Origin of the sequence: Kitasatospora sp. NBC_00374, assembly GCF_041434935.1 — a bacterium.
Lineage (GTDB): Bacteria > Actinomycetota > Actinomycetes > Streptomycetales > Streptomycetaceae > Kitasatospora.
Window position 1 is genome coordinate 102572 of sequence record NZ_CP107964.1, and the last position, 17623, is coordinate 120194.

Below are 17623 nucleotides of genomic sequence, written 5' to 3' on the forward strand. Positions count from 1 at the left end.
GAACGACCACCATGCGTCACCGAACCCGGAACGCACGGACACCCCGGACACGGTCCGCACGGAGCGGCTCAGCCCTCGCAGTGGTTGGACCAATCCGGATGCGGAGGCCGGAAACCCCGAAAACACGCCGATTCACGCTCATGCCGCGAGATAAGGTCACACCCACAGGGGCAGGCTCATGGGGGGTCGAGGATCTCGATCCGGCCGGGCGAACCGGGCTCGCCCTGGGGGCCGTATCGGGTGAACAGGTGCTGCAGCCGCTCGCGGTGGCGGATCGCGAAGTCCTCCAGGCGGGCCTGGTAGGCCGCCTCGTAGCCGTCTTGGCCGTCGGGCAGGGTCGAGACACGGTCGGCGACGGGCGCCGTGCACTCACCAGTTCGCACGAGGAGGCCCGATGCCACGTGGCTGGGGCCTGGCAGGTGGTCGCCGGTAGCGGGCCCGCCCCGGTTGGGTTCCTGTCGGCTGTGCAGCGCTTCGTGGTCCACGCTCCCGGCGTGACCTCCGCAGTCCCGGTCGGCCTCTGCCCGCGCGGCCGCTCTGGTCGGCGGCTTCCCGACCGGTCACGCTGCGCGGGCGGGCGAATTGGCGATCACCTGGCGGAGGAGGTCGGAGTTGCTTTCGGTTCGCTTCAACCGGTCGAGGAGCAGCTCGGTGGCAGGCTGGGTGTCCAGGCCGCTGAGGACCCGGCGCAGGGTCCAGGTGGCGGAGGTACGGGCGGGGCCGAGGAGGAGTTCCTCGCGGCGGGTGCCGGACGCGCGGACGTCGACGGCCGGGTAGAGGCGCTTGTCGGCGAGGCGGCGGTCCAGTCGCAGCTCCATGTTGCCGGTGCTCTTGAACTCCTCGAAGATCAGGTCGTCCATGCGGGAGCCGGTGTCCACGAGGGCGGTGGCCACGATCGTCAGTGAGCCGCCGTTCTCGATGTTGCGCGCTGCGCCGAAGAGCTTCTTCGGATGGTGGATCGCGGCGGAGTCGAGGCCGCCGGTGAGGGTGCGGCCGGTGGCGGGGGCTGCGGTGTTGTAGGCGCGGGCGAGCCGGGTGATCGAGTCGAGCAGGACGACGACGTCGTGGCCGAGTTCGACGAGGCGCTTGGCGCGCTCGATGGCGAGTTCGACGATGGCGATGTGGTCGCGGGCGGGCCGGTCGAACGTGGAGGCGATGACCTCGCCCTTCACGGAGCGCTGCATGTCGGTGACTTCCTCTGGGCGCTCGTCGACCAGGACGACCATCAGGTGGGCCTCGGGATGGTTGCGGGTGACCGCTGCCGCGACGGCTTGCATGATCATTGTCTTGCCGGTCTTCGGCGGGGCGACGAGCAGGCCGCGCTGGCCCTTGCCGATCGGGGCGATGAGGTCGATGACTCGGCCTGTCAGGTGCTTCGGGTCCGTTTCGAGGTGCAGACGCTCCTGCGGGTACAGCGGCGTCAGTTCGGTGAATGCGGGCCGGAGTTGGGGCTCGCCTGCGGCGCGGCCGTTGACGGTGTCGATGCGGGCCAAGGACGGCCGGTTATCGGCAGTGGTGTGGGGGCGGGTGGCTCCGGTCAGGACGTCACCGGGCCGCAGGCCGAGGGCCCGGACCTGGGCGGTGGACACGTGCTGGTCGGCGGGGCCGGGAAGGTATCCGGAGGTACGCAGAACGGTGTGGCCGTCGCGGATGTCCAGGACGCCGGCGACCGGTACGAGGTCGCCGTCCGCAGCGGCGGGCACCTGCGACCGGCTGCGGGTGCGCTGCGCCGGCGGGGTAGGTCGAGCACCGGGGCTGACTGGTCGGTGGCCGGTTGCCGGACGGCCGGCGGAGCGCGTGATGGTGATCGCCTCTACGAGCTCGCCCTTGCGCAGCCGGGCGGCGCCGGGGACGCCGAGCGTCGAGGCGAGTTGCTGGAGGTCGGGCTTCAGCAGGCTGTCCAGGTCGGTCGTCGCGTTCGGCTCGGACTTGGTGGTCCGGGGGGTGGTTGAGGGTTCGGTTGCTGTGGTCACGAGAAGGTACTCCGGTTGATGTGGTGTTGAGGGGTGCGGCAGCCTCCAATGGGCGCTGCCGTCACTGGTCAGAGCGGTGTTCAGAGCGGTGTGCCCCGGTCGGCGAGGTGCCGGCATACGGGTCTGCCCGGTGGCTGCGCGGTTTTGTCTCGGTCCACGCGGCCGCCGAGGCTGCACGTGTCACGCGCGACCGCGATCGGGCACGGCGGGGATCGCTGCGAGTTCCGCCCTGTGTGGCCTGGGCCCTGAACGCTCGCAAGATCTGTGCCGCTGTGGGGTTCCCGGGCGGCATCGGGCGGGGCCTGGGCGGGACGGGCTCGGCGGTGTGGCTGGACCGTGCCTGTCAGGCCTGTGAGGGGATGGGTCAGGCGTTCCGTGAAGGAGGCCAGGTGGTGGCAGAATGCTGAACTTGCCGAGTCTCCAGGCAAGCACCCCTGTTAGGCCATCCGCCAGTGTAGCGTCCCGTTGCCGAGCGCGCCAGGTGCGGTCGAGCGGCGTCCCGTGGCGAGGACGTCCGCCGCTCCTGGGAACGACCAGCCGAACCGCACAGGCTCACCCCAGCCCGCGTCCGCCGTGGGTTCAGGAACCTCCGCGCGACCTTGCCCTGCCCGGCCCGAGTGCCGAAACCGACCCGGCCGGGCCCAGGCCGACCACTCGGCTCGAAGAACAAGCAGCCCGCCGCCCGCTACGACGTGGGCAAGATCGTCAGACGCCCCGGGAGCATCATCGAACGCGACCGGGTCAGATCCCGACGAGGGTCGTGGGAGATTGCAATTTCGACTCCACGGGTCAGGTCGCAGTGGGGATGTAGCGTGTTGCTGCGAGCTTGGCAAGCGTCCGAAGTTTCGCGAAGTAGGAGGCGCAGTAAGCCGAGTTGATCAGGGGAACGATCTTGTCGAGGTCGGCGATGCACGACCAGAGGTTGGCGATGCCGTTGTCGTCGAGCCCGCCGTTCAGCTCCCTCTGGATGAGGCCGGCGACGTTGGCGTCCAAGAGGATCAGCTCCACGCCCACAATGTCCACGCCGCGGAAGCCGTCGGGGAACAGAGCGCGCCGATGTTCCTCCGACAACCGGGCGAGTCGGTCTTCAGGCTGTGCTCCGCTCATGCGGACGGCTGTCGTCTCTGCCGCGGACGGTAGGCGAAGGAGCAGGGAGACGGCATCGAAGACGGCACGCACCATTGCGACGGCTTGGGCCTGTAGGAGAGCGGCACTTGTCACGGAGCCCTGCGTGAGCCTGTCTCGCAGCAGTCGGCTGCGGTCGAGTTCGGCGGCGAGGCCTGCCGTGATGAGCCCCGCGTCGGCGGCCCGCTCGATCAGGTGCCGCAGTGGCTTGTCGATGGCCAGACGCTCGGCGAGGACGTTCTCCAGGGCGAGCAGGGAATGCGTGACGGCGACGGTGGCGAACTCGTACCGGTAGTAGGAGTGTCGGATGAGCTCGCGGGACGTTTCCAGCGCGCTCATGACGTACATCGACGCGCCGTTGGGCAGAGCGAGGTCGGCCACCAGGGCGTGCATGTCCGCATAGTCGAGGACGACGTCGCGGGCACGCGGGTCCTGTACCGGCAGAGGGAACGGGCCGGGCAACGGCGGCAGGGTCGTCACCAGTGCAGTCTTGTCATCTGAAGGTCTCGGTGCCAGCGGATTTGTTCGGGGCGGTTAGCGACCCGGTGCCGCACGTCGCTACTGGCCCGGTCCGGCCTTAAAGCACAAGCTCAGGCGACGTTCGCCCTGGCGATGACTGCGCAGAAGCGGATCGGCACGACGGCCAAGGTGCGCTGTGGTGCGGACAGTTCGCTCTTCTCCGGTGCACGCAGGTGGCGACGGCAGTCCCGGGTGAGGCGGCCGGCATGCACGACCGGCAGCCAGCCACGGGGAATGATCACCACCGGTCCTACGATCCTGCGCATGCCTTCCATCACCGCACTGCTCACCGGGCCGGTCCACGCCCCGCACGCCGCCTTCCCCGAGCTCGCCCGGCTGCGCTCGGCCGCCGTCGCGGGGAACTGGTCTTCCGTCAGCACGGTGTTCGCCGGCCTGGACGGCGACGACGCGGCGGTCGCCTCCCAGGTCGTCGCGGAGAGTCCGGGCGCCGACACCATGCTGGAGGCGGCCCTGGCCGCATCCGGCGAGGGCCCCGACAAAGTGCTGGCACGGTCCCTGCTGGCCCACCACCACATCGCAACCGGCTGGCGGATCCGGACCCACGCACGGGCCCGGTACGTCTCGCGCGAGCAGTTCACCCGGTTCCACGGGCACCTGCGGCAGGCCGAACTGCTGCTGGCCGATGCCGTGAGCGTCGACCCGGGCCACACGCTCGGCTGGTACCTGCAGCTGATGACCGCCCGCGGGCTGCAACTCGGCCAGGGCGAGGCACGCCGCCGTTACGACAGCCTCGCCGCGGTGGACCCGCGCCACTACCGCGCGCAGAGCCAGTTCCTGCAGCAGCTCTGCCCGAAGTGGGGCGGCAACTGGGAGGCGGCACACGCGTTCGCCCGCAAGTGCGGGCGCACAGCCGCCCCCGGCGGGCTCGGGCACCTGATCACGGTGGAGGCCCACCTGGAGCACTGGATGTGGGCAGCGGAGAAGGCTGACCTCACCTACTGGGGGCGGCCGGGGGTACGCGAGACCCTGGCCAAGGCGGCCGCAGCCTCCGTGTGGCACCCGGACTTCCGGCCGGGCTTCAGCTGGATCAAGGCCCACACCGCTCTGGCCGCCGCCTTCGCCTTGTCGGGCCGGCACGCTGCGGCCGCACCGCACTTCGCCGCGTTGGGCGGGTTCAGTGACACGTACCCGTGGTCGAGTGTCTCCGGCCTGTACTGGCTGCTGTGGCGGCGGCACCGGATCGCCGCGCTGATCGCCGCGCCGTTCGCCAAGCCGGTCAGCGCACCGGCGACGGCCTGAGCCGCCACGGCCGACCGCGCCGGGGCCGATGTCCGTGCCGGCTGCGCGCCGAGGAACCCTGCCGCGCCGTACACACCGCCCTCGCCACACTCGGGCGACAGGCAGCGGAAAGGCCGGCGCCGTCCCTTCGACGGTGCTGGCCTTCCGCGCGAGCCCTCTGGCGCGCGACACCTGGCAGGGCGCAGCGGCCTGCCGTGTCGGGACGGCCGGTTCCACGCCGGGAGGATCACCCGCGAGGAGGAGCACGGCTGCGGCGAAGAGGACCACCACCGCTCCGGCAGCGAAGAAGACCGCCGCTTCCGCTCAGAAGACAGTTCCTGGCGCCGGGAGGAAGGCCACATCTGCCAAACAGGTCGGCCGCCGCACATGCAGGTGAACCGAACAGGCCGGGCCCGGCACACGTGCCGGTCCGGCCGGGGCGGCCTGACCGGCGCGGTCGGCGAGCTTCCGAACCAGAGCCGTAGCCGCGAGGGGGATTTCGCGGCCACGGGCTACAGGGGTCAGGAGTTGGGTGCCTGAGCGGTGTCCGCTGCCGGTTCCTGGTCGGCGTCGAGCTTCCCCATTGCGCGGGAGGTGCTGATTAGAAGTCATCTCATTTGGTGAGCCTGCGGTGGCAGATGAAGGTGGCGGCGATGGTGGCGAAGGCTGCGAAGTGGTCGGCTTTGCGTTCGTATCAGCGGTGGCGCCGACGGAATCCGCCGAGCCAAGCGACGGTCCTCTCGATCACCCAGCGGTGGCGGCCGAGGTGAGTGCGTCACCTGCGGGTGGCGGCCTTCCGGCTGTCCACCGCGCGGTGTGCCTCGGCGGGAACGACGCTCGGCGGATGGTCCGCGGCCGGGGGCCCCGTCGCGGTGTCGGGTCGTCAGCTCCTCAGGCGGTCGCCTTGAGGGTGTCGTCGAGCCAGTCGTAGATGCGGGCCTGGGTCAGGCGCATGGCGCCGGGATGGCAGTGGGCGCCGGCGCCTTCCTCGGCGGTGAACACCATCAGGGTCTTGGGGCAGGTGAGGTGGTCGTAGAGCTGTTCGGGCTGGCCCTTGAAGAACATGTCCTCTTCGGCGTCGCAGACCAGGGTGGGGCACTGGATCCGTTCGGCGATGCCGTCGGCGAGGGTGTAGTCGAGGTAGGAGGCGTTGAAGGCCCGGGGGGTGTCGACGCCCATGACGTACATGCCGTGGTTGATCGCCCAGCGGGCGATCGGGTCCTTGGCCATGATCTGTTCGAGGGCGGCGTCGAGTTCGGGAGCGGACTGTGCGCGCAGGAGCCGCTCGGCCTCCTCGCGGGTGCCGGGGATGTTGCGGACGGAGGTCTGGCCGAGGTCGTAGAGGCCGTCGACGGCGATCAGCGCGGCCAGGCGGTGCTCGAACGCGGCGGCCCTGGGGGCGAGGACGCCGCCCATGCTGATACCGAGGAGTGCGATGCGGTTGTTGTCGACGTCCGGGAGGGTCTCGGCGAAGTCCACGACGGGGGTGATGACGTTCTCCCAGTCGGGGCGGAACACCAGGCCCTCGTGGTGGCGCGGCCCGGGCATGCCGGGGCCGTCGAAGACCAGCACGGTGTAGCCGCGCTCGACGCCGGCCATCGCCCCGAAGAAGTGCAGCTCCTCCGCGGTGCCGTCGAAGCCGTTGTGCATGATCAGCGTCGGCCGCGGGGTCCCGGAGTCGTCGACGCGGTACAGGTAGCCCGGCAGGGTGGTGGCCTCGTACGGGATCTCGACCGGCTCGATGATCGGGGTGAACAGCGCGGCCGCCGCTCGGAAGCAGGCCACGCTGCGGTCGTAGGCGTGGTCGTGACGCGGGTCGCAGGGGTGGCCGTGCAGGAAGAACTCGGCCGACCGGTAGTAGTTCGACGCCCGCAGGAACCCGTCCCGGGCACTCACCCGGTGACCGGCCGCCAGTGCCTTCTCGGCCTCGCCGGACACCCGGTCGGCGGTGGCCAGCCACTCGGTGTACCAGCTGGCGTAGTCACCCTCGGTGATGCGCTCACCGGTGGCGACGACCTCGCCGAAGTCGGCGCCGCCGTAGGCGATGTGACTCATCGAGCGCAGGGTCTCGTACCAGAACTGGATGTTGTTCGGGAACAGCAGCTGCTTCATCGGACACTCCTCAGGACCCTTAAGCACGGATCTGTGCTTACGGCGAGAACTGTAGCCCCTCCGGATACTCGAAGCAAACATCTGTGCTTACGATGTGGGGGTGACTCCGAAACAACCGACCACACGCATCCGCAAGAGCCCCGAACAGGTCCGCGCGGCCGTCCACCAGGCGGTCATCGACCTGCTCTGCGACCCGGAGGGCGAAGACCTCAACATCCCCGCGATCGCGCAACGCGCCGGCGTCAACCACACCAGCGTCTACCGGCGCTGGGGCAGCCTCGACACACTTCTGGCCGACATGGTCACCACCCGCCTCGAACGCGACTCGCCGCTGAACGACACCGGCACCCTGCGCGGCGACCTCCTCGCCTGGGCCGAAGCCAGCGTCGCGAGCATCCGCACACCCGAAGGGCGCGCCCTCGTGCGCGCCGTCATCCTGTCCATGCCGAACAGCGCCCAGGCCCAGGACGAGCGTGCGCAGCACTTCCGGCGCCGGATGCACTCCATCGAGCAGATCCGCCGGCGGGCCACGGCCCGGGGCGAGAACCCACCACCCCTGGAGCAGATCCTCGACCAGCTCATCGCACCGTTCTACCTGCGGGCGATCTTCGGCATCGACCCTCCGGCCACCGGCTACCCCGAGCTCCTCGTCGACAGACTGCTCGGCAGCGCACGTGCGGGTTCTGCCGTCGACTGACGCGCCGTGGGCGCGGACGGAGCCGTTGTTTACCGGACCGGACGCCGAAGCGGGGCGGGGCGGGCCGCTGGGCGGTCGCGGTCCCGGGAGGTCTGCTGTCGGGGGGATGTGTCAGAGTCTGCGGATGCTGAAGATCGTGGTGGAGACCGAGAACGGGGAGCGGCACGTCGGTGTGTCCGCCGAGGAACTGGCCGGGCTGGTCCAACGGATCGGCGGTGACGGGGACCGCTTCCTGGTCGTCCAGCGGATACCCGATCTGCCCGACGTCTTCACGCAGGTCTGGCACGAGGCCGGCGGGGACTACACGCTGCAGCACCGCGCCGGCCCCGCCGGTCAGCACTTCCAGGTGATGGTCGACAGTCCCGAGACGGTGACCGCGGCAATGACCGGCTGGGCCGCCCGGACGCCCGGCTGGGACACCACTCTGGCCTGGTCGCTGCTGGACCTGGGCCCCACCCCCGAGGTACCGCCGCTCGACCTGGACGACGACGACCGCGCGGTGTTGGAGCAGCGCCTCCGCGAGACGCTGGCCGGCGGCTACGTCACCCGCGCCGCTCTGGCGGAGCTCGCCGAGGACTACCTGGTCACCGCGGAGCGCCGGCCCGTGTCGCGTGAGCAGGCGCGGGTGCTGGCCGACCGGATGTGGCTGGAGCGCCTGGCGGAGCAGGCCGACTGGCAGGGCGAGACGGACCCTGAGCGGCTCACCCGCGCGTTCACCGCCCTGCAGGAGGCCGGTATCACCGCCCGCGAGCACTTCGCCTGCTGCCGCAGCTGCGGCCAGTCCGAGATCGGCGGCGAAGGCGGCCCCGACACCCGCGGCTTCGTCTACTTCCACACCCAGTGCACGGACTCCGCCGCGGCCGGCCACGGCCTGACGCTCCTCTACGGCGGCTTCGACGGCTCGCCCGCAACCACCACAGCCATCGGCCACGAGGTCGTGGCCGCCCTCGAAGCAGCCGGCCTGCGTACCGACTGGGACCACGACCCCGGCCAGGCCATCACCATCACCCCCCTGGACTGGCGCCGCCGCCTGGTCGGGTAGGTCAGCCTCGTCCAGGCAACCGGGAGACGGACCACAGGAAGACGTCATCAGACCTTCTGGCACGTCGGACGGCGACCATCTCCCCTGCCCCGTCATCGCCCTGTAAGAGGAGCGGCTGCTCGCCGCGAGGGACTCCACGCGGAGCACGGCGGCCAGCGTGAGGATGCTTGCCGCAGGACGTTCGTTGTGCGGTGCGTGGAGCCCGATCAGCTGTCCGGTTCCCGGCACCGAGCGAGCCCCGGCTCCGCCCTACGGACAGCGCCGCGCCGGCCGCGAGATCAGGCCGGTTCCTGCGGCTTGTCTGCCGTCGGGGATGGAGTCGTCTCCCGCAGGGCGAGGACGGTGAGGAGGGCGAACGCCACCGCGGCGGCGAGGGTACGGGCGTCGTTGAACAGCTCCCAGCGGCGCAGGATGCCCGCATGGTCGGCCGGTGCTGCGGTGGCGGCCCACTGCTTGATGAGGCCGTTGATCGGGACGTTCCCGAACCGGGTGATCAGGAAGGACGCGACGGTCAGGAACCCGGCCGCAGTCGCGAGGATTCGCGGCCTGCCGCGCGTGAGGGCGGCCAGGGCGAGGGAGCTGAGGGCGGAGACCGCCATGGCACCCTGCACCGTGATCCCGTTCATCTTCATCAGCTCGGCGTGACTCCTCCCCCGGCTGAGGCCGGGGGCTTCTCGCTATGCCGGTACGGCTTCGCGACGGACCAGCCCGGCCCGTAGAACATTGAGTGCTCCCACGGTGTCAGCGTGCGCGTGGTGGCCGCACCGCTGACAGTGGAACTTCTCCTGTGCGGGCCGGTTCTCCTTGGCGACGTGCCCGCATTCGGGGCAGGTCCGGGAGGTGTTGCGGGGGTCCACGGCGATCAATTCCCGTCCGGCACTTTCAGCCTTGGCGTGCAGGACCGCGAGGAACACCCCCCATCCGGCGTCGGCAATGCTGCGGTTGAGTCCGGCCTTTGAGGCGGACCCGTTGGGCAGGAAAACGCCCGGCTGATCGGGGTCGGGCTTCGGCTTGGGGGCCTTGCTCATGTTGCGGATCTTGAGGTCTTCGTGCGCGATGAAGTCGTGCGCGCGGACCAGTCCAAGGGCGGTCTTGTGGGCGTGGTCGAGGCGTTGGCGGCGGACCTTGCGGTGGAGGTCGGCGACCTTGGCCACGGCCTTGCGGCGGCGGTTGCTGCGCCGCTTGCACCGGGCAAGGGCCCGCTGTGCGGCTTCGATCTTCGCGGCGACGGTGCGGGCGTGGCGCGGGTTGGGCACGAACTCGCCGTTGGAGTCGGCAAGGAAGTTGGCTATGCCCAGGTCGATGCCGACCACGCTGCCCGTCGCGGGCAGCTGCTCGGGCTGGTCCTGCTCGGCGGTCAGCACGACGAACCACTTGCGGCCCTCGCGCTTGACACTGACGGTTCTGACCTTGCCGACCACGGCCCGGTGCTGATTGACCTTGACGTGTCCGACGCCTTGGAACCGGACGCGAGTGACGGGGTCGTGCGGGGTGGAGTCCCACCGGCAGCCGTCCCCGTCTTTCGGGAACTCGACCGTGTCGAACCAGTTCACACCCCGGAACCGGGGGTAGCCGGGCGTCTCACCGGACTTGACCCGGCGGAAGAACGCCGCGAACGCCTTGTCGAGACGGCGGAGAGTCGCCTGCTGGGAGGAGAACGACCACCGGCCCTGACGCTCCGGGTCGAATGCCCGGATGTCCTTGAGCTGCGCCGACTGCATCCCGTACTTGACGCTCGTCTTCGACGGGTGCCGGTAGGCGTCGCGGCGTTCCTGCAACGCCCCGTTGTAGAGCGAACAGTGATCCCGCAGCATCTCGGCGAGTGCCTGTGTCTGACCCACGGTGGGCCGCATGAGGAACTTGTATGCACGGATCATCCGGTCCACCCCCTCCCGGTGCTGACGATTGATCATACTACGCTTGGCCCATGTCACCACGTTGGGAACCAGACCCCGATATACGGCGGGGAAACCATGTCGTCTCCAACCTGCACGCACACTTGGTGTTTGTCACCAAGTACCGGCGTGAGATCTTCAACGACGAGATGCTGACGCGCTGCGAGATGATCATGCGCGACGTGTGCGACGGCTTCGGCGCGGAGCTGCGGGAGTTCAACGGCGAGGGCGACCACGTCCACCTCCTGGTGCACTACCCGCCGAAGGTCTCCGTCTCCAAGCTGGTCAACAGCCTCAAGGGCGTCAGCTCCCGCTACCTGCGGGCCGAGTACACCGGGCGCATCAACCGGATCGGCATGGGGTCCGTCTTCTGGGCACCCTCGTACTTCGCGGGGTCCTGCGGCGGCGCACCGCTCAGCATCGTCAAGGACTACATCGAGAACCAGAAGCGCCCCGTTTGACCGTCACCACGGAGGCGCAGAGACCTCCGGCGCTCCGCGCCTCCGTGCCAGGGATCGCATTCCCGCCCGGCCTGAAGGCCGGGATTCCCTGCGAAGATCAAGGATGGAAGTCGAGTCTCATCTCGAGTGGCACGGCGTTGAAGGTCGGGACGAGGTTCGCGGCGCCGTAGCCGAAGGCGCCGGCAAGCAGGCCGGTGGAGAACAGGGACAGTCCCTGGAGGAGTCGGGTGCGCATGAATGCCTCTCCCCTGGGGGCGCGAGCGGTGTCTGCGTTCAGACGGCGGTGAAGCGGCTTCTCGCCTCGCCCCGGAGCCGGCCGGGCGGAAGCCTGCGGCCGAAGGCGAGCAGGAGGAGGTCCTGGGCGGCGCCGTACACGGGGGAACCTGATCCGTACGACCAGTCCAGATCCTCGGCACACAGCCGCACTCCGCCGACGTCGGCGCCGAAGAACCTCAGACCGCTGGGTCGGATCCCTTCGAGCAGCACCCGCAGCCGGTCCTCGGGGACACGCCGGTCCAGGCCGAGGGCGATCGTGATGTCCAGGCCGTGCACCACGTCGTGGCCGAGCGCGGCTTGGAGTCCACCGACCGGCGGAGTCCAGGGGTGGTGAGCGTTCTCCCGCAGGAACGCCGCGAGTTCGACCGCGGAATGGGCAGCCGCGTCCCGGCGTGCGACACGGTCGGTCATGCGGTGCAGGCTTCCCCGGGCCCTGGCCAACTCGCCCATCGTCGCTGGCAGGGAGAGCCGGAACCCCATCGACATGTGGGCTGCGACCTCACGGACCCGCCATCCCGCGCAGAGGCTCGGCTCGTCCCACTGGGCGGGCCTCAGGCGGTCGAGCAGATCGGCCAGATCCTGGCGTTCCGCCGCGATCATGGCCCTGACCTCGGCGTTCCTGCGCCTTCGAGATATCGCATTCTCCATGTGATCAACTCTGCGGTCCGGCCGAACCGCATGTCCAATAGATGGATGTGCTGCGATCTAGAATCAGGAGTTATGGAGCTTCGCCAGCTGCGCTACTTCGTCACCGTCGTCGAGGAGGGCGGCTTCACCCGCGCCGCTGCCCGACTGCACCTGACCCAGCCGGGGCTCAGCGCCCAGATCCGCCAGCTCGAGAAGGAGTTGGGGCAGACCCTGCTCGACCGGTCCAGCCGGTCGGTGACGCCGACCGAGGTGGGCCGGGCCGTCCTGCCCTATGCGCGAGCGGCGTTGGCGGCTGCGGACGCGGTGCGGCACGCGGTGGACGAGCACGCCGGACTGCTGCGCGGCCGGGTCACACTCGGACTGGTTCCCGGCGCCACCGGGCACGCCTTCGACGTCGCCTCATTCCTCGCGGACTTCCACGACGCCCACCCCGGCCTGGAGATCGCACTGACCGAGGACGCCTCGGATCGGATGCAGGCCGCGCTCCTGGCGGGTGAGATCGACATCGCTCTCCTCGGACCCCCTGGCGAAGAACCTCCGCCCGGCCTGTCCTACCGGACGGTCATCGACGCTCCGCTCGGCGTCGCCGTCGCAGTCGGCGATCCGCTCCTCGCCGACGCCGACCGCACCGATGTCCCCCTGACGGATCTGCGGGACCGCCCGCTGATCTGCCTGCCGCAGGGCACCGGAGTCCGGGCAGCGCTCGAACGCGCCTGCGCGCAGGCCGGGTTCGGGCCCCGGGTCGCCTTCGAGGCGGCGGCCCCCCACGTGCTCGCCCAGCTCGCCGTCCGGGGCCTGGGTGTCGCCGTCATGCCCATCGACGAGGAGACGCCGGGCATGGCCGCCCCCCTGCACACCCTGCCGATCGTCCAGCCCCGGATCCGTGCCCGCATCGTCCTCGCCTGGCCGGCCGCCGGGCCCGCAAGCCCGGCGGCCCGGGCGCTCCTCGCCCGGCTGCACGACGCCCTGCCGAAGGCACCCACGCCGTAGGGCAGGACGTCTCTTCCGGATCTTGCCTGCCCCGTACGTCCGGCAGAATCCGGATGGCTGGCGGGCCGTCCCCGACCTGAGGCCTACCCATCCAGGGGGAGACGCCACGGCAGGGATCGGGTGCGGACGGTACCTGGGGCGGAGGACCACTTCCGGAGCGAACTGACAGAGTGTCACGTAGTTGGGCGGACGCCGAAGGCACCGCCCGTTCGGAAGGGCGGGGCACATGACGGGGAACAGCGGCATGCAGTCGGACCGCGGCACGCCGGGAACGTGCCAGCGCCGTCGGCGACTCCGGATGGCCGTGACGGCGCTCGCGGGCGCGGGCCTGCTGGCCACCGCGGCACCGGCAGCGACCGCGCAGGGCACCCCGGTCGACGTCGGCCCGAGCCCGACGGCCGGGAGCAGCGCCCCCCGGGTGGACCGGGGTTCCTTGGACGCCGCGGTGGCCGCGATGGTGAAGCAGGGCGGCGCCTCGGCCGCGCTGGGCGCCGTCCGGGAGGGCTCCCGCCCGACCTGGAAGGGCGCGGCCGGCACCTCCGACGTCGCGACCGGCGCGCCGGTCGACGAGAACGGCCGCTTCCGCATCGGCAGCGTCACCAAGGCCTTCGTGTCCACGGTGGTCCTCCAGCTCGTCGGTGAGCACCGGCTGGGCCTGGACGATCCGATCGAGCGCTTCCTGCCCGGCGAGGTGCCGAACGGCGCCGCCGTCACGGTGCGCCAGCTGCTCAACCACACCAGCGGTCTGCCCAACCACACCGATGACCCGGCGTTCGACTTCACCAAGCCGGACTGGGCGGAGCGCGGCCGGTGGAAGGACTACCGGGCCCAGGACCTGGTCGACATCGCCAACAGGTTCCCTCCGCTCGCCGCTCCCGGCACCGCTTGGAACTACTCCAACACCAACTACGTCCTGGCCGGGATGATCATCGCGAAGGTGACCGGACACACCTGGAATGAGGAGGTGGACCGCAGGATCGTCCGCCCGCTCGGCCTGACCCACACCTCCATGCCCGTCAGCTCGCCGTTCATCCCAGGCCCGCACGCCCACGGCTACCTCCAGCTGCCCGCCGGGCCGGCCGACGTCACCCTGGAGAACCCCTCCTGGGCCGGCCCGGCCGGGGGTGGCATCTCCACCACCGCCGACCTCAACCGGTTCATCGCCGCCCTGCTCGGCGGCAAGCTGCTCCGCCCCGCCGAACTCGCCGAGATGCAGCGGACCACCGGCCTGGGCGACGGCAAGGACTACGGTCTCGGCCTCCAGCGGTACGACACGCCGTGCGGGCTGTACTGGGGCCTCACCGGCGGCATCCCCGGCTACCACACCGGCATGTTCGGCGCGGCGGACGGGCAGCGCCAGTTCGCCATGTCGGTGAACTTCTACGGCTCCTCCGACCCGGCGGCCAGCGGAAAGGCGTGGCAGGACCTCGTCGACGCCGGGACCTGCGCCGGCCGGGGGTGAGCGACCGGCAGGGTCACCCGTAGGCCTTGTCTGACAATTCCCGACGGGCGCGCATTGTCAGACAGGGATGCGCCACCAGGTCTTCCTCACCGACACGCCCGTCGCCGGCGGCGGGTCGCTGCCACACCTGGTGTCGGCGTACGAGCTGATGTGCAGAGCCACGTACGGGTGGGTGACTCCTCCCCCGGCCAAAGCCGGGGGAGGAGTCACGCCCGCTCCCCCGTCGCCGTCGCTGGTGCTGATCTACCTGATCTACCGCACACCACCGACACCCAGCCGCCGCCCACCGCCCTGGCCCGTCGGCGCCGACCTGCGGGAGGCGCGCGGCCACCCGGCCACGGGGAGGGCCACAGCGGCCCGGGAGCGTCCAGGCAGGGCCCGCCGGACCCGGAGCGAACCCGAGACCGCACCTACCCCCCACACCCACCAACCCACCAACACCAAAGACAAGGGAACAAGGGGAGGGAGAGGGTAGTCGGCGATCCAGGGCAGGCCGAATCTTGGGTCTGAGCTGGGGAAATGTCGAAACGTTGGCACGAGATCCTCCCGGGGCAGCACCCGGGGACGGCCCCGGGGAGACACCCGGGGAGTTCCGGCGGGCTCTTTCGCCTCGCCGGGCCCGTACGCGCGCCTTGACGGCGGCTCAGACACTGCCCGGGACACTACCCGCCGCGGGCCGCCGGCGTCCTGAGTCGGGCTCAGGCCCGCAGGGTGCCGGTCCCGCCAGTCGTCGGCGTCGGAGCGGCTTGCAGCCGACGGCGCGGCTCGGCTGGCCGACCGGGCGCCGGGGTATGGGCGGCGGCGAGGTACTGCGGGATGACGGCGGCCAGGCCCTCGGCGGCCTCCAGGAGGAGCGGGTCTTCGGCGGGCCGGTCCAGCAGCGCCTGGGCGAGGTGCAGTGCGGACTCCAGGACGGCGGCCGGGGTGCGGATGTGGCGCAGCGCGGCGATGGCGTCGGCGGCCTGTTCGGCGGGTCGGGGCGTTGTTGGGTGGGCCGGCGGGTCCGGAGCGGGCGTGGGGCGGCCGCCAGGGCGGCTGCTGGCGGCCCTGGGCGGGCTGGGGGCCGAGGGCTGCGCCTGCGCCGGGGCCGGGGCCGGGGCCGGGGCCGCAGCGGGCGGCCGGAGAGGCAACGACACCAAGCGCCTCGCCGAGGCCGACGGTGTGTCCGGTGCGCACCGCGCAGCGCTGCGACACACGAGGTTTCTCATGACCTCGCTACCTCGAAGTGATCGGATCGGGGTATCTAATTGTGGTTTGTCATGATTTGTCCGTCAGGTGTCCTGTCATGCTGGTGACTTGTCGCTCGGGGGGTGCGGGGCGCTTTGTTGTGAGGAGAGGTGAACCCGCGGATGAGTGCTCGTACTCGTGGACAGGGCGACCTGCCGTGGTATCGGATCAGCCGTCAGTGGCCCGTGGCCGTGTTCAACAGGGCCCTGGACGGTGGGACGACTCCGGTTCCCGCCGTCGTCGCGTCCGATCCGGTTGACTCGGGTGGACAACGTGGGGAGCGCGGTGTGGGGGTGGCATCGCTGGGGTGCGCGCTGCTGTCCGGTATGGCGCTGCTGGCGGCCACGGCTCCACCGGTGGCCGCCGCGCCGGTGGAGGCCGTGCCAGTGCAGGCGCGGCGGGCTGATCCGTCGCAGACCTTCACCTTCACCGGCGCTCCGCAGACCTTGACGGTTCCGGCGGCGGCGGTGGTGACGATCACCGCGGACGGCGCGGGCGGCGCCGACAATACCGGCACCGCCTGTTCCGTCACAGGGGCCGGTGGGGCGGGGGCGCGGGTGGTGACCACCCTGCCGCAAACCACCGCCCCGACGACCTTCACCATCAACGTCGGCGGCACCGGCGGCAAAGGCTGCAACGGCGCCGGGACGCCGGGTGCCGGCGGGTTCAACGGCGGCGCCCCGGGGGGGAGTTATCCGGCCAGTGGGTTCAAATTTGAAGGTCCGGGTGGGGGCGGGGCCTCCAGCATCAGCACGGGCGGCTCCCTGCTGGTGGTCGCCGGGGGCGGCGGTGCCGCCGGCGGCACCGGAGCAGGCTCCACGGGGGGCAACGGAGGCAACGGCGGGACAACGCCGGATGCCACCGGCGGTACCGCAGGAACTGCCACCGGCCCCGGGGCTTCGCCGGGGCAGGGCGGGGGCGGCGGCAGCACCAGTACCAGTACGGGGGGTGCCGGCGGGGCCGCAGGCACCGTTCCATTCTGTGCGGTCACGAACGGCGGGTCGGGGAGCGGGTTCTCCGGTGCCACGGTCGGTACCGGTGGCACCGGGGGCAGCTTCGACGGCGGCTGCGCCGCCACTGCCGTCAGTGCCGGTGGTGGCGGTGGGGGCGGGTACTTCGCCGGTGGGGGTGGCGGCAGCGGCGCCGTCAACAACACGGGCACCGCGGCGGGTGGGGGCGGGGGTGGTGGGGGTAGCAGCTTCGCCACCCCCACGGGTACAGGCACGAGCTATGCGCTTTCGACACTTGGGACGGCGAACCACGACGGCCAGGTGATCATCTCCTACACGCTCCCGTCCTTGACCATCACCAAGACCCACACCGAGGACTTCACACAGGGGCAGGACGGCACCTACACCATCACCGTGGGCAACGCCGTCGGGGCCGCCCCGACCACCGGCGCCGCGGTCACCGTGTACGACACCCTGCCCGCCGGGCTCAGCGCCGACAGCATCAGTGGCACGGGATGGACCTGCACCCTGGACATCCTCACCTGCACCCGTAGCGACGTCCTCCCCGCCGGGAGCAACTACCCTCCCATCACCCTGCAGGTCGACGTCTCCTGCGGGGCCCACGCCGAGGTGACGAACCGCGCCACCGCCCTCGGAGGCGGCGACACCACCAGCCACACCGCCACCGACCTCACCAAGATCACGCGCCACGAGCACCACGAGCGCTGCGAGCGCCACGACCACTGGTAACCCAACCGACCTGTGCCAACGGCGGGGCACGTCCATGAGGACGTGCCCCGCCGTCCACCACGATGTGCCGCTTGCGGCCATGATCTTCTTCCCTCCGTCGAACCCTCGCGTGGAGGCCGGCACCGACGCGGCCGCCTTCACCGCCTGCGCGTCGATGATGCCCGCGGTCGGCTCCTGATCCCGGCCCGCCGCCTCACGGACCCGGTCACGCAGCCGGTCGTGGAACTCGCGGACCAGGCCCTTGTCCCGCCAGCGCC

The 17623-nt window shown here is 70.9% G+C and carries 17 protein-coding genes and 2 pseudogenes; 8 read left to right on the plus strand and 11 right to left on the minus strand.

What is annotated here, in order from left to right:
- Window positions 1-176: 176 nt before the first annotated feature.
- The gene (locus OG871_RS00410) at window positions 177-383 is read right to left on the minus strand and encodes a hypothetical protein (protein ID WP_371493478.1); all 207 of its coding nucleotides are present in this window, start codon (window positions 381-383) and stop codon (window positions 177-179) included.
- 177 nt (window positions 384-560) lie between these two features.
- Window positions 561-2090 carry a transcription termination factor Rho gene (gene rho, locus OG871_RS00415; RefSeq protein ID WP_371493479.1) on the minus strand — a complete coding sequence of 510 codons (1530 nt, stop codon included), beginning with the start codon at window positions 2088-2090 and terminating at the stop codon, window positions 561-563.
- A 392-nt stretch (window positions 2091-2482) separates the two neighbouring features.
- On the opposite strand from rho, the pseudogene OG871_RS00420 reads away from it, so the two are divergent.
- A pseudogene (locus tag OG871_RS00420) lies at window positions 2483-2719 on the plus strand (transposase); the annotation flags it as partial.
- Window positions 2720-2762: 43 nt separating this feature from the next.
- Here OG871_RS00420 and OG871_RS00425 read toward each other — a convergent pair.
- Window positions 2763-3578: a hypothetical protein gene (locus OG871_RS00425; RefSeq protein ID WP_371493480.1), complete on the minus strand. Its 816-nt coding sequence runs from the start codon at window positions 3576-3578 to the stop codon at window positions 2763-2765.
- Between the two features lie 110 nt (window positions 3579-3688).
- The gene (locus tag OG871_RS00430) at window positions 3689-3883 is read right to left on the minus strand and encodes a hypothetical protein (RefSeq protein ID WP_371493481.1); all 195 of its coding nucleotides are present in this window, start codon (window positions 3881-3883) and stop codon (window positions 3689-3691) included.
- Between OG871_RS00430 and OG871_RS00435 the strand changes: the two genes are divergently transcribed.
- Window positions 3882-4877, plus strand: coding sequence for a hypothetical protein (locus OG871_RS00435; protein ID WP_371493482.1), 996 nt, complete (start codon window positions 3882-3884; stop codon window positions 4875-4877). The genes OG871_RS00430 and OG871_RS00435 overlap by 2 nt on opposite strands.
- Before the next feature lie 592 nt (window positions 4878-5469).
- Here OG871_RS00435 and OG871_RS00440 read toward each other — a convergent pair.
- Window positions 5470-5622 (minus strand): annotated as a pseudogene (locus OG871_RS00440) (transposase); the annotation flags it as partial.
- 125 nt (window positions 5623-5747) lie between these two features.
- Entirely contained in the window at window positions 5748-6968 is a 1221-nt protein-coding gene (locus OG871_RS00445) for an alpha/beta fold hydrolase (RefSeq protein WP_371493483.1), read from the minus strand.
- Window positions 6969-7068: 100 nt separating this feature from the next.
- Between OG871_RS00445 and OG871_RS00450 the strand changes: the two genes are divergently transcribed.
- Window positions 7069-7665, plus strand: a complete 597-nt coding sequence (locus OG871_RS00450; protein WP_371493484.1) for a TetR-like C-terminal domain-containing protein — start codon at window positions 7069-7071, stop codon at window positions 7663-7665.
- Window positions 7666-7789: 124 nt separating this feature from the next.
- Window positions 7790-8707: a hypothetical protein gene (locus OG871_RS00455; RefSeq protein WP_371493485.1), complete on the plus strand. Its 918-nt coding sequence runs from the start codon at window positions 7790-7792 to the stop codon at window positions 8705-8707.
- Between the two features lie 278 nt (window positions 8708-8985).
- On the opposite strand, the gene OG871_RS00460 is transcribed toward OG871_RS00455, so the two are convergent.
- The gene (locus tag OG871_RS00460) at window positions 8986-9339 is read right to left on the minus strand and encodes a DUF1772 domain-containing protein (protein WP_371493487.1); all 354 of its coding nucleotides are present in this window, start codon (window positions 9337-9339) and stop codon (window positions 8986-8988) included.
- A 45-nt stretch (window positions 9340-9384) separates the two neighbouring features.
- Window positions 9385-10584: an RNA-guided endonuclease InsQ/TnpB family protein gene (locus tag OG871_RS00465; RefSeq protein ID WP_371493488.1), complete on the minus strand. Its 1200-nt coding sequence runs from the start codon at window positions 10582-10584 to the stop codon at window positions 9385-9387.
- A gap of 50 nt (window positions 10585-10634) precedes the next feature.
- Between OG871_RS00465 and tnpA the strand changes: the two genes are divergently transcribed.
- A complete protein-coding gene (gene tnpA / locus OG871_RS00470; RefSeq protein ID WP_371493489.1) occupies window positions 10635-11063 on the plus strand; it encodes an IS200/IS605 family transposase in 429 nt (142 codons plus the stop codon).
- A gap of 97 nt (window positions 11064-11160) precedes the next feature.
- Here tnpA and OG871_RS00475 read toward each other — a convergent pair whose 3' ends face one another.
- On the minus strand, window positions 11161-11298 hold the full coding sequence (locus tag OG871_RS00475) for a hypothetical protein (RefSeq protein WP_371493490.1): 138 nt from the start codon (window positions 11296-11298) through the stop codon (window positions 11161-11163).
- Between the two features lie 38 nt (window positions 11299-11336).
- Complete coding sequence (locus tag OG871_RS00480) at window positions 11337-11939, minus strand: maleylpyruvate isomerase family mycothiol-dependent enzyme (RefSeq protein WP_371493491.1); 603 nt, start codon at window positions 11937-11939, stop codon at window positions 11337-11339.
- Window positions 11940-12059: 120 nt separating this feature from the next.
- Here OG871_RS00480 and OG871_RS00485 point away from each other — a divergent pair, with 120 nt between their 5' ends.
- Window positions 12060-12977, plus strand: coding sequence for a LysR family transcriptional regulator (locus OG871_RS00485; protein WP_371493492.1), 918 nt, complete (start codon window positions 12060-12062; stop codon window positions 12975-12977).
- 226 nt (window positions 12978-13203) lie between these two features.
- Entirely contained in the window at window positions 13204-14439 is a 1236-nt protein-coding gene (locus OG871_RS00490) for a serine hydrolase domain-containing protein (RefSeq protein WP_371493493.1), read from the plus strand.
- A 698-nt stretch (window positions 14440-15137) separates the two neighbouring features.
- Here the strand turns inward: OG871_RS00490 and OG871_RS00495 are convergent.
- Window positions 15138-15575 (minus strand): hypothetical protein, encoded by a 438-nt coding sequence (locus OG871_RS00495; RefSeq protein WP_371493494.1) that lies wholly within the window; start codon window positions 15573-15575, stop codon window positions 15138-15140.
- A gap of 213 nt (window positions 15576-15788) precedes the next feature.
- On the opposite strand from OG871_RS00495, the gene OG871_RS00500 reads away from it, so the two are divergent.
- The gene (locus OG871_RS00500) at window positions 15789-17366 is read left to right on the plus strand and encodes a hypothetical protein (RefSeq protein ID WP_371493495.1); all 1578 of its coding nucleotides are present in this window, start codon (window positions 15789-15791) and stop codon (window positions 17364-17366) included.
- Window positions 17367-17623 lie beyond the last annotated feature (257 nt).

Excerpts from the sequence above, each read along its gene's own strand:
- rho (WP_371493479.1), bottom strand. The coding sequence starts at position 2,090 with ATGCCGGCACCTCGCCGACCGGGGCACACCGCTCTGAACACCGCTCTG.
- OG871_RS00435 (WP_371493482.1), top strand. The coding sequence starts at position 3,882 with ATGCCTTCCATCACCGCACTGCTCACCGGGCCGGTCCACGCCCCGCAC.
- OG871_RS00430 (WP_371493481.1), bottom strand. The coding sequence starts at position 3,883 with ATGCGCAGGATCGTAGGACCGGTGGTGATCATTCCCCGTGGCTGGCTG.
- OG871_RS00445 (WP_371493483.1), bottom strand. The coding sequence starts at position 6,968 with ATGAAGCAGCTGCTGTTCCCGAACAACATCCAGTTCTGGTACGAGACC.
- OG871_RS00455 (WP_371493485.1), top strand. The coding sequence starts at position 7,790 with ATGCTGAAGATCGTGGTGGAGACCGAGAACGGGGAGCGGCACGTCGGT.
- OG871_RS00460 (WP_371493487.1), bottom strand. The coding sequence starts at position 9,339 with ATGAAGATGAACGGGATCACGGTGCAGGGTGCCATGGCGGTCTCCGCC.
- OG871_RS00465 (WP_371493488.1), bottom strand. The coding sequence starts at position 10,584 with ATGATCCGTGCATACAAGTTCCTCATGCGGCCCACCGTGGGTCAGACA.
- tnpA (WP_371493489.1), top strand. The coding sequence starts at position 10,635 with ATGTCACCACGTTGGGAACCAGACCCCGATATACGGCGGGGAAACCAT.
- OG871_RS00475 (WP_371493490.1), bottom strand. The coding sequence starts at position 11,298 with ATGCGCACCCGACTCCTCCAGGGACTGTCCCTGTTCTCCACCGGCCTG.
- OG871_RS00480 (WP_371493491.1), bottom strand. The coding sequence starts at position 11,939 with ATGATCGCGGCGGAACGCCAGGATCTGGCCGATCTGCTCGACCGCCTG.
- OG871_RS00485 (WP_371493492.1), top strand. The coding sequence starts at position 12,060 with ATGGAGCTTCGCCAGCTGCGCTACTTCGTCACCGTCGTCGAGGAGGGC.
- OG871_RS00490 (WP_371493493.1), top strand. The coding sequence starts at position 13,204 with ATGACGGGGAACAGCGGCATGCAGTCGGACCGCGGCACGCCGGGAACG.
- OG871_RS00500 (WP_371493495.1), top strand. The coding sequence starts at position 15,789 with ATGAGTGCTCGTACTCGTGGACAGGGCGACCTGCCGTGGTATCGGATC.